The organism is Sulfolobus tengchongensis, assembly GCF_036967215.1.
Classification (GTDB): Archaea; Thermoproteota; Thermoprotei_A; order Sulfolobales; family Sulfolobaceae; genus Saccharolobus; species Saccharolobus tengchongensis_A.
Genome location: NZ_CP146016.1, coordinates 1699885 through 1716363 on the forward strand (window position 1 = coordinate 1699885; position 16479 = coordinate 1716363).

Annotated in this window: 14 protein-coding genes and 2 pseudogenes; 5 read left to right on the plus strand and 11 right to left on the minus strand. The window is 32.4% G+C overall.

The window, feature by feature from the left end; genetic code table 11:
- Positions 1–839: 839 nt before the first annotated feature.
- The 4 genes from V6M85_RS08110 to V6M85_RS08125 form a co-directional block, all read right to left on the minus strand.
- Positions 840–1208: a hypothetical protein gene (locus tag V6M85_RS08110; protein WP_338598636.1), complete on the minus strand. Its 369-nt coding sequence runs from the start codon at positions 1206–1208 to the stop codon at positions 840–842.
- Positions 1209–1499: 291 nt separating this feature from the next.
- A complete protein-coding gene (locus V6M85_RS08115) occupies positions 1500–2495 on the minus strand; it encodes an IS110 family transposase (RefSeq protein WP_338598638.1) in 996 nt (331 codons plus the stop codon).
- A 183-nt stretch (positions 2496–2678) separates the two neighbouring features.
- Positions 2679–2927 carry a hypothetical protein gene (locus V6M85_RS08120; RefSeq protein WP_338598639.1) on the minus strand — a complete coding sequence of 83 codons (249 nt, stop codon included), beginning with the start codon at positions 2925–2927 and terminating at the stop codon, positions 2679–2681.
- A gap of 330 nt (positions 2928–3257) precedes the next feature.
- The gene (locus V6M85_RS08125) at positions 3258–4307 is read right to left on the minus strand and encodes a glycosyltransferase family 4 protein (protein ID WP_338598640.1); all 1050 of its coding nucleotides are present in this window, start codon (positions 4305–4307) and stop codon (positions 3258–3260) included.
- A 54-nt stretch (positions 4308–4361) separates the two neighbouring features.
- On the opposite strand from V6M85_RS08125, the gene V6M85_RS08130 reads away from it, so the two are divergent.
- Positions 4362–5771: a lipopolysaccharide biosynthesis protein gene (locus V6M85_RS08130; RefSeq protein ID WP_338598642.1), complete on the plus strand. Its 1410-nt coding sequence runs from the start codon at positions 4362–4364 to the stop codon at positions 5769–5771.
- 18 nt (positions 5772–5789) lie between these two features.
- Here the strand turns inward: V6M85_RS08130 and V6M85_RS08135 are convergent, their stop codons facing one another.
- Positions 5790–6092 (minus strand): glycosyltransferase, encoded by a 303-nt coding sequence (locus V6M85_RS08135; protein ID WP_338598643.1) that lies wholly within the window; start codon positions 6090–6092, stop codon positions 5790–5792.
- A 710-nt stretch (positions 6093–6802) separates the two neighbouring features.
- Positions 6803–7804: a glycosyltransferase gene (locus V6M85_RS08140; protein WP_338598644.1), complete on the minus strand. Its 1002-nt coding sequence runs from the start codon at positions 7802–7804 to the stop codon at positions 6803–6805.
- 72 nt (positions 7805–7876) lie between these two features.
- Here V6M85_RS08140 and V6M85_RS08145 point away from each other — a divergent pair.
- The 4 genes and pseudogenes from V6M85_RS08145 to V6M85_RS08165 form a co-directional block, all read left to right on the plus strand.
- Positions 7877–8032, plus strand: a pseudogene (locus V6M85_RS08145) (IS110 family transposase); the annotation flags it as partial.
- Between the two features lie 423 nt (positions 8033–8455).
- A complete protein-coding gene (locus V6M85_RS08150) occupies positions 8456–9901 on the plus strand; it encodes a methyltransferase domain-containing protein (RefSeq protein WP_338598646.1) in 1446 nt (481 codons plus the stop codon).
- A gap of 867 nt (positions 9902–10768) precedes the next feature.
- Positions 10769–11266 (plus strand): annotated as a pseudogene (locus V6M85_RS08160) (IS110 family transposase); the annotation flags it as partial.
- A 144-nt stretch (positions 11267–11410) separates the two neighbouring features.
- The gene (locus tag V6M85_RS08165) at positions 11411–12412 is read left to right on the plus strand and encodes a glycosyltransferase (RefSeq protein ID WP_338598644.1); all 1002 of its coding nucleotides are present in this window, start codon (positions 11411–11413) and stop codon (positions 12410–12412) included.
- A 61-nt stretch (positions 12413–12473) separates the two neighbouring features.
- On the opposite strand, the gene V6M85_RS08170 is transcribed toward V6M85_RS08165, so the two are convergent.
- From V6M85_RS08170 to V6M85_RS08190, 5 genes are all read right to left on the minus strand, one after another.
- Complete coding sequence (locus tag V6M85_RS08170; protein ID WP_338598647.1) at positions 12474–12626, minus strand: hypothetical protein; 153 nt, start codon at positions 12624–12626, stop codon at positions 12474–12476.
- 99 nt (positions 12627–12725) lie between these two features.
- Positions 12726–13103: a transposase gene (locus V6M85_RS08175; protein WP_338598648.1), complete on the minus strand. Its 378-nt coding sequence runs from the start codon at positions 13101–13103 to the stop codon at positions 12726–12728.
- Positions 13104–13172: 69 nt separating this feature from the next.
- The gene (locus V6M85_RS08180) at positions 13173–13328 is read right to left on the minus strand and encodes a hypothetical protein (protein WP_338598650.1); all 156 of its coding nucleotides are present in this window, start codon (positions 13326–13328) and stop codon (positions 13173–13175) included.
- Between the two features lie 184 nt (positions 13329–13512).
- Positions 13513–14475: a hypothetical protein gene (locus tag V6M85_RS08185; protein ID WP_338598652.1), complete on the minus strand. Its 963-nt coding sequence runs from the start codon at positions 14473–14475 to the stop codon at positions 13513–13515.
- A 360-nt stretch (positions 14476–14835) separates the two neighbouring features.
- The gene (locus V6M85_RS08190) at positions 14836–15879 is read right to left on the minus strand and encodes a glycosyltransferase family 4 protein (RefSeq protein ID WP_338598654.1); all 1044 of its coding nucleotides are present in this window, start codon (positions 15877–15879) and stop codon (positions 14836–14838) included.
- Between the last annotated feature and the right edge of the window lie 600 nt (positions 15880–16479).

Consider the following 16479-nt stretch of genomic DNA (forward strand, 5'->3'; position numbering starts at 1 on the left):
TCTAGGTTACTAGATGGAATATATAGAAAGAAAATATTTAGTTACTAAGATAGGAAGTCTAATTATTAAAACTTTCATTTTGTATAGATTATTTTTCCTTATTGGATTACTTGGAAGCATTTACTAATTCAATATATAATCTTAATATCTTATAGCTACAAAGATATATGAATTTTTTAATATGATATTTTATATATATATATGGTTAATATTAGGTTAATTACTTTTATTACGCAATTTTTTACTCAATATATGATTGCATATAAGTATGAGTGAAGTAGAGGAGGGTAGTTCAAGGTTCCATTGTGAATTGTAAAAAGTGATTAATAGTAAAAAATTTTAAGGTAATCTATCATTTACAAGTAATACAAATAAGGGTGTGAGCACGACGTAATACCATGAACACCATAAACATACCCAAAGCCGTGCTCACATCCATAATAAATAGTGAAAACTGGTTATTAAACAAAACCCCACAAGAACTCGAGAGAGCGTCCCACTTGCATAAAATTGAATAAATAACTTGCGTAGTTAATTCATATAATATCATAGTAAAAGTATATTTACAGTTTCTTGTTCATTCATGTTGTTACATCTAAGAAAACTGAAAAAATTTATACTAATTGAAAGAAAATATCTGAATTCCCCCATAGCGAACATTACTCTTGAGAAAACTAGAAAGTTACATGAAGGAGAACTATAACTACACGAGGAGAAGAGACTCATTAGGCACACGATCAAGAACAGAAACGTAAATCAAAGAATTATAAATAATAGCAATCAAATAAATAAACACAAGATTCATCACAAGACTATTCCCATGAGGAACCCAAAACCGCTTAAGAAAAACACCAAAAAAACTCCACATGCCTCCTAAACCAAAAACCACTCAAAACCTTCCAACTACTCGACAAACCCCTAAAACCCCTATCAACAACCTTATAGTCAGGGTAGTTGAAAGATATAGAATTATCCGGTAAATTAGCTAATTTGACCTCAACATCATGAACAAGCAAAGAAGTACACATAATTACAAAAACTTTATAACCAAAATAACTCCTATTCCTCTTCTTCGTGAACTCACCTTGAAACCTCCTCCTTATCCTCGCTCTTATACTCCTTATCGCAGCTATTATTACTCTCTCCAAGTTCTTCATTGTTGGTTTCCTCTTGTAATTTTGTGCCTCTAGTCTTGCTTTCTTTCTCAAGGTCTCCTTGTTCGTTTTTCCAAATGGTACTTCTATTATGAATGAGTCTACTGCCCATAGTTTGTGTAGGTTTACTCTTGGTATTGGTGTGTAGTTTTCAAGTTTTTCAAGTCGTTTTTCTATTTCTTTTGTTAGTGTGTGGAATATGGTTTTGATTTTTTGGCTTTATTGTTTTTCTTGTTTTTCTGTGTAGCGTTCAGTAATAAATCTTTCTGTCAAAAATTTTGCATACTCATGACTACCATCGAGCACGAGGACCTCAATTCCTCGTGCTCTCAAGGCAAGGGGAGATCAAGCATTAGGATCAAAAGGCTCATTATGATAACAAACACTCCACACTATTCTAGCTAACTTCCTTGCACAAGCAACAACAAGCTTCTTATGAGGAACCTTATCCTTCCTCTCATCATAATACTTAACTATAACTGGATTATTACGATGCAAAAGTATTGTTAAAACAGCTAAATAAAACATCTTCCTCAAGTACTTATCACCACGTTTCGAAATACCATGTGAAACAATCCTTGTGCCACTTCTCTCAGTAACAGGATCTAAACCACAATAAGCAACAAACTTCTCCGCCTTCTTAAAACGTGAGAAATCACCAACCCTAGCTAAAATAACAGCACCAGTAACCAACCCAATACCCGGAATAGTAAAGATCACGTGATCCTTAGGAACTACCTCCTCAATCCTCTTCAACAACTTCCTCTTCATATCCTCAAGTTCAATTATTTGCCTTGCTATTCCTCTTAGTTCGTATACTACAGCCTCAGCATATGGTAACTTCAAGTAATCCTCGTTGTACTCATATTTTCCCTCTACGATTTCCCTTAATCTCTTCTTCGTTATTTTGTCATCATCATCATCTATCATTATTATTGTTCTTTTGAATCTGTTCTTGTACCTTATTATCTCTCCATCAAGGAATTCCAAGTATGACACTAGTTCTTTCAAGTTGTTTAATTCTATCGGTTTTCCCTCATTTGCCATATTTGCTAATTTCTCTGCGTCATTATAATCGCTTTTCTTCCTCGGATCCTTGTTTCTAGCTAGTATGTTGGGGCTTATTAGTAGTACTTTGTGACCCCTTGTTTTTAGCCAAGATGCTAGTTTTGTGCTATAGGTTGCAGTTGCCTCTATTACCACTGTATCATCTTGTATTTCCTCCTCAAGCTTTTTCAAACCCTGTACGTTATTTTGGAATTTTGTCTTCCTCCCCTTGCCATCTCTTAACACGTAACATTTCAGTTCTTTCTTATCTATGTCTATTCCTATTATCCCCATGTTAATCACACTTATATGTTGTGGTTACCCCGTGTGGGGTTCCACATTGTTCAAGTTCGATTTTTACCATGGGGTGTTTTAATGAGGGGGAGATCACGCTACACATGGTGCATTTATGCACAGGTTGTTTGCCGATCATCCCCCTCATGCTGGGATTAAATTATACTCCCAGCCTAATATTACTTATATAAGTGTTGTTTTTGTTATTGGTTGTTTTAGGAACCATGCTACTACCTTATCCACGTAGTAGTATTTTGATACGTCACTGTAGGAGCATTGCATTATTATCATTACTATTAGTGCTCTTATTATGAAGTTGTCTAAGTCTTTGAGTAGGGTTATTAGTACGTAGTTTATTTTGACAAGATTTTTATGTTTTGTCGGTAGTTGATTATAGGAGACTGGGAGGTCTTGGCTTATGTAGACCTTCATGGTATTATATTCTCCCAGTCTCCCTTAAGTATTATGCTTGTTCTTATCCCTTAGCTAAATTCAATTAGTTTCTAATACTTTCAAAGTATTTTGTATTCCTTTAATACAAGAGAAACTAGTTTTATTCAATTTTATGCAAGTGGGACACTCTCTCGAAAAACTAGACTAACAAGAAGCAGACATGATAAGCCCCAAGTACAAAAGAGGAAAATCAATAAAAAGAAAAGGCTACCAAAACTACAAATTCTTCGCAGGCTATACAATAACACAAATAGGAAGAACACTTGTACGCAAATCTGTTAGTAAAGAGAGCATTACTATCTGCAATTCCTAAGATAATAGCTCAATCAACGCTTTTTTCTCAATCTCTGATGCTTTCTCCCAACTAAGGTTTTTAGCAAACTCCTTTCCCTCAAATCCCAACTTTTTTCTTATTTTCTCGTTCATAAGGAGAAAAAGGATTTTTTCAGCAAAACTACTTGTATCTGCAAACTTAACTTTAATTATACCTCTCTCAAACCTTTTATTCCATGATAAATCCCAGGTTATAACAGGTAAATAAGAAGCTAAAGCTTCAGCTACAACTAGGGAAAATCCTTCATACACTGAAGGAAAAACAAAGACTTTAGATTTAGCTAGAATATCTCTCTTTTCTCTTTCTGGTACAAAGCCTAAATAAACAGAATTTTTTGGCAATTCCTTTCCTTCCCATTTTCTACCTAAAATACAGAGCTTAAAATTTCCTTTTTCATTAACTAAATTCCAAATTTCTCTAAGATATTTAACTCCTTTCCTTTCACCATAATCACCTATAAATAAACCATCACACATTTTCTCATCTGAAGTATAATATTGATCCACATTAACGCCATTAGTTGATGTAACTATTTTCTTCCCTTTACCAAACATTTTCTCTAATTCCTCTTTAACCTCTGGATTATCTAAGCATATAATTCCTTTGCTCCTCTTAAATGCTCTCTTTAATAGGAAAGAGTACTTGCTATTCCCCCTTAATTCTTCGGTAACATGATGAACGAAAATTATCAAAGGCTTTCCCGAAAAGAGAGAAAGAAAATAAGAGTAAATTACGCTAAGAGAGTATTCAGAATAACTTAAGATCACATCAACCTTTCTAGCCTGGCTTAAACAGTTTAGAAATCCTCTTATAATATAGCCAAACCCGCCAGAAGTACTATCACTCTTAACCAGTTTTAAACTAGAAAGTAAGGGTTTTATCTCCTCATCAACGTATTGTAACGTATTACTATCAACACATAGATAAACTTCTTCACCTATCCTACTATAAATCTCCAAAGTTCTTCTTGCTGCTCCAGTAAAATCTTTACCAAACCTCATAGGAGGTGAAACGAGAATCCTCACAATATAAACAATGCTAGAAAGTTTTTAAAATCTATGACAAATAATAGAAAACGAATGAATCCAATAGTAAATGCATTAAAGAACTTAAGTGTTACAACAGTTAACATAATTGTCGCTTTAGTATTTTTCGTCATTACGGCCAAGATAACTAATCCATCATTCTTTGGAAAAGTAGCAATTATTCAGCTATTAGAAGTAATCTCAGTATCGTTCTTTTCATTACTTAACGGTAATTTAATCACTAGAGAAGTTAGTTACATGTACGCAAAAAAGGAAATAGATAAAAAATTCATAAGCACGGTACTCTTAACACCTTTGATTATATCACCAGCATTTTTAGTCCTTCTTATTTTTCCTACTTACGTTAAATTAGTAATTCCATATCTTGTACTATATCTTCTTTCCAGTTATACAGGGAGTATAATGTATGGGTTAAATAGGTATACTGAAGGAGCAATCTCTGGTATTACTTTCCTTATAATTAGGTGGGTTATTTCAATTATTGCAGTAATTAGACAAGATATCTTCCTATTTATAGGAATATGGACAGCTGGAGGAGTTTTTTCAACTATTTTCAATACTCTAGTAATAATTAGAGCTATAGGAGGATTTAAATTTTCATTTGAATTCACAATTTTTAAAAAAATTTTCAGAGAAGGAATTAATTTATATTTAAGTACTACAGCTGGATTTCTCTCTAGCCAAGGAGATAGAGTAACCACTTCCTATCTTTTAGGATCATACTATCTAGGAATTTATCAATTTGCTGCATTAATAGCTAACGTACCTAACATGATCTTAGGAGGATTAACTGGAGTATTACTTCCTTCTGCGTCTTATTATAAAGCTTTAGGTAAGGATGAATTAAGCATTTCTAAGCTTTCATTTAAAGTAACTTCTCTGTTGACGTTTTTAATAGCTATAATTTCTTTACCTATAGCGTATTATCTTTTACCTTCATTATTTCCTGCATATAAGAGTGGAATTGAAGCTATGACAATCCTTTTATTAGCTATTACTCTTCCTCAACCTATTCTAATCTTAACAGGATTTTTGATAGCATTTAAGAAGAGTTTGAGACCATTCCTCATTCTCTCTATTATAAATGCATCTACTGTCCTTACTACGTCTTTTATACTTATTCCAAGGATAGGTATAATGGGAGGAGCTATATCTCAGCTAATTGCATCTGCTGTTTCGTCAGTTTTTACGTTATACTACGTGTTAAGTAGTCACGTGTTTCATCCCTCCTGGAAAGAAGTTGGAATTCTCACTTTTATTCCTGTGATTTTCATTTACGAAATATTTATAGATCCACCATTTTTTGATTTTGTCTTAGTTCTAGTTATCATTCTCTTCTTTAAGATGAGCAAAATATTTAGTGAGGAAGAAAAAAATGTTATTTTTAACTTTTTACCAAATAAGCTTTTTATCATTAAAAGATTTATTCAGATTCTTTTATGATCTTAGCAATATTTTCTCCTACTTTCTCCCAATTATGTTCTTTTTGATAAAATTAAGTGTTCTTTCGTCGTTTACTGAATTCTGAAATTCATCATTAAGAGAGCTGTAAACAATTTTTGCGAACTTACTATTGTTGAATGAAGAAAACCTCACTGCTGGAACATTCTTGTACGCTGAATAAATAGGAAAGAAATTGTAACTAATGACTGGAGTACCTACAGCTAATGACTCCAGAATAACTAAGGAAAAACCATCTGCTAATGAAGGATAAATTAATAATTTTGCTTTGCTAACATTTTTATATAATTCGTCCTTATTCAAAAAATCTAATCTACTCCATTTCCGGGATATAGGAGAACTTTTTAGCATTTATTTCTCTCACTGAGTGAAGAGAACCTTTGCTTACTCCTCCTAAGATTTTTCACACAAGACATTCACTAAGGTTAATACCCCAAGAATTATGACAGAAAAACAAATAAACACTCAAAAAATCAGCACAAGCCGACCTCCTCTAAGCTTCCGGTATAAAAATCTTTCTAACAAAATTTTTGCATACTTAATATAAGTAATATTAAGCTGGGAGTATAATTTAATCCCAGCATGAGGGGGATGATCGGCAAAAAACTTGTGCATAAATACACTATGTGGAGCGTGATCTCCCCCTCATTAAAACACCTCATGGTAAAAATCGTACTTGAACAGTGTGGAACCCCACACGGGGTAACCACAACATATAAGTGTGGTTTCGGCCTCATTCTGATCGGGTTTGTATAACTTAAACCCGACTAATATGTTTTATATGAGGATTGTTTGGAGTGTTTGTTATCATAATAAGCCTTTTGATCCTAGTGCTTGATCTCCCCTTGCCTTGAGAGCACGAGGAATTGAGGTCCTCGTGCTCAACGGTAGTCATGAGTATGCAAAATTTTTGACAGAAAGATTTATTACTTAACGAATACCTCATAATTAAAACAATTGGCAAAACCACCTAAAGTTCTTAAATCTCCTTCAGTTGATAATACATACTTTTTTCATCTTACAATTGCCTCCTTTTCATATATTTTTAATGTTTCTTTAGCAGTTTTATCCCATGTAAATTGTTTTGCATATTTTATCATTTCTTTCTCATATTTTTCTTTAAATTCCTTAATCTCTTCGATACTAGGCAATTCATCATTAATCTTTATACAATATTTACATACTTCTTCCGGTATCAATGAATCCTTAAACACAATTACCGGTACTCCTCTAGATTGGGCTTCTAAAATTGGTAAGCCAAATCCCTCCTCTTTAGATGGTAAAAAGAAAGCGTCAAATGAATCGTAAATAGTAATAATATCTTCATCCTTAAATGGACCCTTGATTTTAATTCTTGGATCCTCTATACTTTCTTTCAATATCTTCTTACTTAACTCGTTATCTTCACTATATCCTCCCCAAATTTCAAATTCTGCATCTTCCTCAAATTTTTTGAAAACGCCAATACCTCTAATTAAATTCTTTCTTTCATGATCTACTCTTCCAATATAGCCTATTTTAAACACTTTATTTTTTCTTTTCATCAATGGAGTGGAAAAAAATGTGTCGCTTACTCCTAAATTTACTACATACACTCTCTTGTTATATTTTCTTACCTCTTTAGCTGTTAACGAAGATACTGCTATTATAGCATCAGCATAGGAAATACTTTTAAGTGTACTTTTAGGATAAAAGGAGGTAAGTATACCTTTACTTTCTCTGTATCTCAAAAAGAAAAGATCATGTACTGTAATTACAAATTTCTTTTTTAAGAAAGGAAATAAGGGCTTTGGTTCTAAAAGATGAATAATATCATATTGTCTATAATTTTTGAAATTTAAATTAATTAAAGATTTAACACTATGTAATAAAGAAGAATTATCATATCCTATTGTATCAACTTGTAAGTTCTGACTAAGTTTTTTCTTTAATTCTTGAACATATCTTCCAACCCCTGTTGTATTCGAAATGTTATTCTTTAGCGAACCAATTGATGCTATCAATGCAACTTTCATATTTACTGGTAAATTTTAAAACGTAATTAAATATTTAGCTCTCATGAAGTTAATTCTGGTAACCAGTTTACTTCTGCCGTTAGGGTTAATCCCACTATTAAGGAGTTTTACGAGAAGCGTAAGGGAAAGTTGAGGGGAAAGAAGTTGGTCATAACTTGTGCGAGGAAACTAGCTGTTATTACTTGGGCTGTTTGCTATTACAATAAGCCTTATGACGAGTTACAGTGACTGCCTAGTAAATCAACCTTAAAGTTTGCATAAGTAGTGAGGAGTATGCGAGAAATTCGTCTAAAAGATTTTTATACCGGAAGCTAACTATTTTTCATAACTTTCCTAAAGGCTGAAAACAAGGTTAAATCTTCATTAACACTCAACACCTCTCTTGACTTTCATGATCTCATTGTGTGAAAAATCGTAGGAGGAGCTATGTTTTTGTACTCTTTGTTCTTGTTTTTTAAGGTTAAGAGGGTTTATGATTTCAAGCTTTTCTTGCCTTAATTTTTGTAAATGAGATGAAGAATGAATTTATACCAAAATAGATTAAAGTTATGGAACTTCTTTTTATTTTTAAGGAGGTGATTTTAGGTACTACCGTAAAGGGCAAAGTTTTTTATCTACAATCATTTATAATGGTAATAATGTGAATAAAATATGGAGATTCCGAGTACTATAATTATGGATAAGAGAGAGGATAATCCAAAAATTCCTGATCCAGTAAAGGGGTGGGATATACAAAACGTTTTACAGTTAGCTGATAAATTAGATAAGAATGGGTATATTTTAAATACTGGTGCTTTTAATGATTATTCACTTCTTTTCCTATATGAGAAGGGATTTAAGAATTTAATTGGTATTGACTTAAATCAGAATATAATTAAGCAAGTTGGATATACTAACGTAAAGTACATGGTAAATAATATGTATAATACTCATTATCCTTCACATATTTTTGATGCCATCATTTCTATTAGTACAGTAGAGCATTCGCATGGGGTAGAGGATGTAAAGAGATTTTTGAATGAAGCAAAAAGACTTTTGAGACCTAATGGGATTCTTTATATGAGTACTGACTATAATGAAACTAAAATAAATACAATGAGGTATAAGATTTTTAATTTACCATGGAATATATTCAGTAAGGATGAGATAAGAGAAATACTGGATTATATGGAAAAAATAGGATTTGAGGTAGATAAAAATATTCCATCACAAACATCTAAATTAGTACATTGGAATCGAAAAGATTATACGTTTTTAGCAATAATAGCTAGATTGAGAGCAGACGTTCCAGATAATATGAAAAAGCAAACAGATGGTGTTTCATTATTTGTTGACACGTATGGTTTTCATGAAGGAATCTCAGAATATACTAAAATGCTAGCATATCATTTTCAAAATAATGGATATGAGGTTTTAATAAATGAGAGGAAAAAAGGCTATCCAGTAATCTATGAGTATCATCCTGGTATAACTGCTACTAATTTTAACCCAGAAACAGATATATTAGATAATCATGGAAACTCAGGTATAACTGGAAAACATATTATCGTCCATGATACAGAACTACATTATACAGATAATTATTATGTAATCCCCCATATAGAATATTTAAATACAGCTAATGTAAAAGTGAATCCCAAACAAATAATATGTAGTTTTGGATTTGGTTTTAAATTCAAAAGATTTGATTTAGTAGAAGCATTTGCATCAAAACTATCAGTACCAGCTAAAATTCTTGTATCAGTAAATCAAATAACACCATCTGTTATTGCTCCTAAAAGTGCTAAAATAGGATACTGGGAATACAATGACTTATTGAATGAATTGAGCGAATGCGGCGTAGTAGTATTTGCATATGATAATAAGAAGACTCAAGTAAGTGGAGCAATGAGATTAGCTACTACTGCATTAGGCATACCTGCTGTAAGTATTACAAAATCGTATCAAGCGTATGAAGCACAATTACCAATAGTTGATCCAGCAGCGATAACTAAGGAGGAATTATTTAGTATTAAACCATCAAATATATTTAAATCTAGTAAGCTTTACATTGGATTAGTGAACGAATTTTCAAATACTTCCTCTCAATCTATTTAAATAACTATAATATTTAATAATAGCTATACTTATGTACATATATTGAAAGATTTGATATTGTTCCTCATAAAGGTGGCGTCGGTAAGTCTACAATTTCGCTTGCATTAGCCAGAGGTATGGTGGAACAGTGTGGTAAAAATGTGGTTCTTTTGATGCGGACTATAATTATACAATTAGTACAATTTTTTGGGATAAGGAATAGTTTAACTCATGAGAGAATGGAGAGGGTGATTCACGTCTTCATTGTGAATTATATTAATCTCACTCAATTATCATAATACAATGAAGGAATAAGTGAAAAAGTATATTGGAAATGAGAAGAAAACCTGTGGCTGTAATAAAAATAGAAAGATGAGAAAAATTTTTCAAACCCCTAAACCAAAAACCAATAGCCCACAAAATCTGAAACAATCTATGAGGAGAATGAAAACAACCAAACAAGCGCCTCTCTAGAAGAGAATTAAAACACTCAACCAAATTACTACTCCTCAACAACCCTCCTCCTACGTTTTTTCATGCAAGACATTCACCAAGGTTAACGCTCCAAGTATTATAACAGAAAAACAAATAAGCACTCAAGAAAAAATCAACATAAGCCAAAAGCAAAGTAGGGGCTAAAAACCCCGTATACAAGGCTGGCTCACGATCCCCTCAATAATCTAACAAATGGGGTTAAAACCCCGTGTAGGAGAATATCACCTTTTTTACAAGGAGCAAAAAGTAGTCATAACTAGGAAAACAAGTGAAAAATAGTCTGATATTCTATAGAAGTATTATGATAGAAAACCTAATACGAGAGGAAAAACAATATAACACGTGCAACAAATAAAATTAAAAACCTTTGGAATTGACGTTGGAGAATCAAAAATAGTAGTGACAAAAATAAAACTAGAACAACAAGGGGAACAATTAATAGAGAGAGAAAGTGAGACAAGAGAATTCAAATACGACAACGAAGGAATACAACAACTCATAAACTTCCTAGGAGACTACAAGGAAGGAATAATGGAAGCAACTGGAGTATACTTCTACTACCTATACGACAAGCTAACACAAAAAGGATACAACATAGGAGTAGTAAACCCATTACAATTAAGAGAAATACTTGGAAAGAAGACAGACGAACTAGACTCAAAAAGACTAGCACTAGCATACGCAATAGGAGCAATAAAAACATCATACATACCAAAAGAAAACGAAAGAGAACTAAGAGAACTAGAAAGACACAGAAAACAACTAGAGGAGAGAATAACACAACTAAAAAACATGATAAGAAAAACATTACAAACAGCAGGATACAAGATAGAACCATTCAACAAAGAAGGAAGACAAATACTAGACAAACTAGTAAAGGAACAAGAACTACTTCTTTCCCCTCAACTTTCCCTTACGCTTCTCGTAAAACTCCTTAATAGTGGGATTAACCCTAACGGCAGAAGTAAACTGGTTACCAGAATTAACTTCATGAGAGCTAAATATTTAATTACGTTTTAAAATTTACCAGTAAATATGAAAGTTGCATTGATAGCATCAATTGGTTCGCTAAAGAATAACATTTCGAATACAACAGGGGTTGGAAGATATGTTCAAGAATTAAAGAAAAAACTTAGTCAGAACTTACAAGTTGATACAATAGGATATGATAATTCTTCTTTATTACATAGTGTTAAATCTTTAATTAATTTAAATTTCAAAAATTATAGACAATATGATATTATTCATCTTTTAGAACCAAAGCCCTTATTTCCTTTCTTAAAAAAGAAATTTGTAATTACAGTACATGATCTTTTCTTTTTGAGATACAGAGAAAGTAAAGGTATACTTACCTCCTTTTATCCTAAAAGTACACTTAAAAGTATTTCCTATGCTGATGCTATAATAGCAGTATCTTCGTTAACAGCTAAAGAGGTAAGAAAATATAACAAGAGAGTGTATGTAGTAAATTTAGGAGTAAGCGACACATTTTTTTCCACTCCATTGATGAAAAGAAAAAATAAAGTGTTTAAAATAGGCTATATTGGAAGAGTAGATCATGAAAGAAAGAATTTAATTAGAGGTATTGGCGTTTTCAAAAAATTTGAGGAAGATGCAGAATTTGAAATTTGGGGAGGATATAGTGAAGATAACGAGTTAAGTAAGAAGATATTGAAAGAAAGTATAGAGGATCCAAGAATTAAAATCAAGGGTCCATTTAAGGATGAAGATATTATTACTATTTACGATTCATTTGACGCTTTCTTTTTACCATCTAAAGAGGAGGGATTTGGCTTACCAATTTTAGAAGCCCAATCTAGAGGAGTACCGGTAATTGTGTTTAAGGATTCATTGATACCGGAAGAAGTATGTAAATATTGTATAAAGATTAATGATGAATTGCCTAGTATCGAAGAGATTAAGGAATTTAAAGAAAAATATGAGAAAGAAATGATAAAATATGCAAAACAATTTACATGGGATAAAACTGCTAAAGAAACATTAAAAATATATGAAAAGGAGGCAATTGTAAGATGAAAAAAGTATGTATTATCAACTGAAGGAGAAATTCGTGTCTTTATTGTGAATTATATTAATCTCACTCAATTATAATAATACAATGAAGGAATAAGTGAAAAAGTATATGCGTAAAGTTGAGAACACCTTGTGAAATCAACTCCTCCTTAAACCTTGTATCAACAACCTTAGTTGAAATCAACTCATCCAACTCCTTCCTCTCCTCCTCACTCATATCAAGTGAACTAAGCAAGGTTGCCTAAACACTCTTATTCCACTCCTAAAAACGGCATTATCAATACTCTTGTGTAAATCTGCAACAATGAATTGTAGATCAAATTTTATCCACAAATCTAACAAGGAGATTCCAATAAGCTTGCGTGTTTTCTGAGTCTGCTAGCATTGTGTCTGCTATTCCCCAATTTCCATTCTCATCTACTCCTATTGCTATTAGGAGTACTGCTTTTTTGTCCTTTAGTTTCACGTATTTTCCATCAAGTATGAAGTACTTGTATTCGTGTTTTTCTTGTTCCTCTGGGATCCATAGTTTTTGATTTAGTTTTCCTGGCAAGAGGGAGTAGATTGTTAGTAATAAGGTTAGCAAGATTTTCTCTTCTCTTAACAACTCTTGTTCTACTCTTGTTTTTATTCTTTTTCCATTTTCGTCTAGTAGTATTGGGAGTTTTACTGTTTTGAATTCTGGTTTGTACAAGAGTGTTCTTCCTATTTGTTGTATTGTGAATCCTACGAGGAATTTGTAGTTTTGGTAGCCTTTTCTTTTTTATTTTATTGTTTTTACTCTTTTGTACTTGGGGCTTGTTTCTTCTGCTTCTTTGAGGGCTAGTTTTTCAAGTTCTTGTGGGGTTTTGTTTAATAACCAGTTTTCACTATTTATTATGGATGTGAGCACAGCTCTTGGTACATCTAGGGTGTTCATGGTATTACGTCGTGCTCACACCCTTATTTGTATTACTTGTAAATGATAGATTACCTTAAAATTTTTTACTATTAATCACTTTTTACAATTCACAATGGAACCTTGAACTATCCATTTATAAATGTCATATAATATTTAAAAGTAGTATAAAAGTAATCGAAAAATATATTTGATAGTTTTATTTTTAAGTCCTTTTATTTAATATTTCTTTCCATATAGATAATCCAATGAGAACTACTGTAATCATAATTAGTACAGTCTGTACTATAGGAAAATTTTCATAAATATCTGAAGATTTTGTCGTACCTATTGTAATTACTTTGTATAAGTGATATTGCGGGAAAGTTATGTTTATGACAGAAGGTAAAAATATTCTAAGAGTTATGGAAGAACTCCCATTACTATAACCTGATGTATATTCATTATCATTTATGTATACAACGTACTTAGCAGGAATGGATGATTCTGCTCTAGGCGGTAAGACAGTGGCAATAAATTCCAACGGCACAACAATACCGTTATCAGTCCTAATTCCAACATAACCTATACTATTCCAAGGTATTCCAGTGTTATATTTTACTAAGTAGGTTGAAGAAGAATTAATAGTTATAGAGTAGACACATACGGAAGAATTTACATCCTTGAAAATTACAGTGTAATTACCAGAAGAAAAAGTAGGTAGTGTTGATATTACTGAATACCATCCATTAAATTTATCTAGCCACAAGATACCACTCCATGCAACTAATATTTCATAAGTTCCAGACTGACCATCAGAGGTATCCTCTAAGTTGAAGTTATTGCTATAAAGTACTATTCCCGGATTATCACCACCAATTCTCTCTCCTTGAAAGGAAACTATCAACTCACTAGCATTAGTCAAATTAATTTTATCAACTAGCCAATATCCTCCAAATCCTTGGTAACCAGTATTCCCAGAAATATTCACTATTTTAGTACCTGATGTTACATATTCAAAGTTTGTAGAATTAATTACATTGGATGTTAGTCCGAAAGTTATCGTAAAGTTCTGTCCCATAAGTACGTTTTTTGGATACTGAACGTAGGGAAAGTAAGTCGTTGCTAATGATACTACTGAAGATATTTCTAGCAAAATAATCATGAATATGATGATTTTAGATAGCATAATAGTATGAGTTTTTCTTCAGTTTTTAAAACTTGTCGAATATAGTCATTTGTTCCTTCAGTGCTATGTGATAATGCTATTTTTCAAGTATTAGGAGGCATTACATGTTTCATCTCTAACAATTTAACTATTTTTCATAACTTGTCTAAGGTTGAAGACAAGGTTGACTCTCCATTAACGCTTATCCCTCTCTCTCGACCATCTCATTGTGTGAAAATCGTAGGGGTTTGGGTCTCTCATTGAATTTCATATATTTTGTATTCAACTCTCAACCCTCATATAAAACATATTAGTTGTGTTCAAGTTATACAAACCCGATCAGAATGAGGTCGATTCAACCCTCATATATAATGGGAATCACTAAAGTAATTTTTGCATCAATTCCTTTATTTTCTCAGCATGGTTTTTCCAATGTAAGGATTTGGCAATTTCCCATGAGTTTTTACTAAATTCTATTCTGACCTTTTCATCTTCAAGTATTTCATTTATTCTATCAACGCTTTCATCCCAGTTGTTTACTACATAACCGTTATCCTTAATTAGCTCTCTACTTCCCAACTGGTCATTTACGATTACTGGCATGCCACTAGCCATGGCTTCTAACACGCCTAAGCCCGGTCCTTTCTCATGAAAGCCAAATCTAATAAAAACGCTTGCCCTATCATACATTCTCTGTAACTCTTCTTCAGATATAGGCCCAGTAACTATGACCTCAGGGTATTTTCTCTTAAATTCTTCTAAATCTTCTTTATTAACCCACGAACCAGCCATAATCATTTTACCCTTTATTTTCTTAGCTATTTCTCCATAAACTTCCGGCTTTCTTCCCTTATCCCACAAGGATACAGTGAGGACTATCTTATCTCTCTCAAGGTTTATCTTTTCTTTAGGATAACAGCCGGGGTATACGACCTCTGAGCGAAAACCGTTTTCCTCCATTATCTTTTTATTCCAATAACTATTAGTCACTATCACTTTACTTTCTTTTAAAATTCTCTTTTCTAAAGCTCTTGGGAAAGCCCACTTTATTCCTTTATTGTCCAATGATGTTTCATGGATATATACAGCGTAATCTTCTCCATATTTCCTTTTTCTCAGATAGCCAGTTAATCCTGCGAATTGATCATGAAATAGTGACGGTCCCTTTATTAAGTCTCTAGCCTTAATTATCCTATCAAGGTCTACAGTAGCCTCATTACCTCTCTGCTTAGCGTAAATAGAAGTTAGAAATGTGTAAAGCCATTTTGACTTACCTTGGAATAAAACCTCAACGTTCACGTTAGTTAAATCGTACTTAGTCTCTCCTCGCCTATAAACTATTAGCTTAGCTGGAATTAGCCTTGCCTCCTCTAAAGCAACTCTAGTTACTCCACCTTTCCAAAGTATTCTGAGAACAATATTCACGAAATAGTGAAAGTGTGAGAGAAAATAAAGCTTTAGACAATAGCGTTTAAAAACTATTTCGATAATGCAATGAAATTTATATTCTTTGTATATAAATCTTCTTTTTTTTAACCTAGAAAATAATAATAATAATGTAGACTAAAAGAAGTATGCAAGAGACTAGGAATATCATACAGAACACTACAAGAATACGTAAAGAAAGAGGTATTAATAATAACACCAGCCTACAATCAAGGAAAAGAACAGATTCAGTGAAGAAGACGTAGAAAATTTTGCATTAAGGGAAAAAACGGAATTAAACAAAAGATTTGAAATCGATTGAATTTAACTAAGATTTATGTTTCTGTTCTTGATCGTGTACCTGAGGGGGCTCTTCTCATAATAGTTATTCTTTTGTAATAGAGTTCGACTCATTTCTTAAGTTTTTAATCTATATTTTTTCCGTCTAAAATAAACCTAGTAATATTTTTCATTAATTGAATTTAGGGAGTATAATTATGGATGGAAACTTTTCACCTTAACCCCCATAGAGTTAAAAAAGGGAGGGAAGTTAGTATAGGGGTTTGGGTTTCATAGAATTTCATATATTTTGTATTCAAC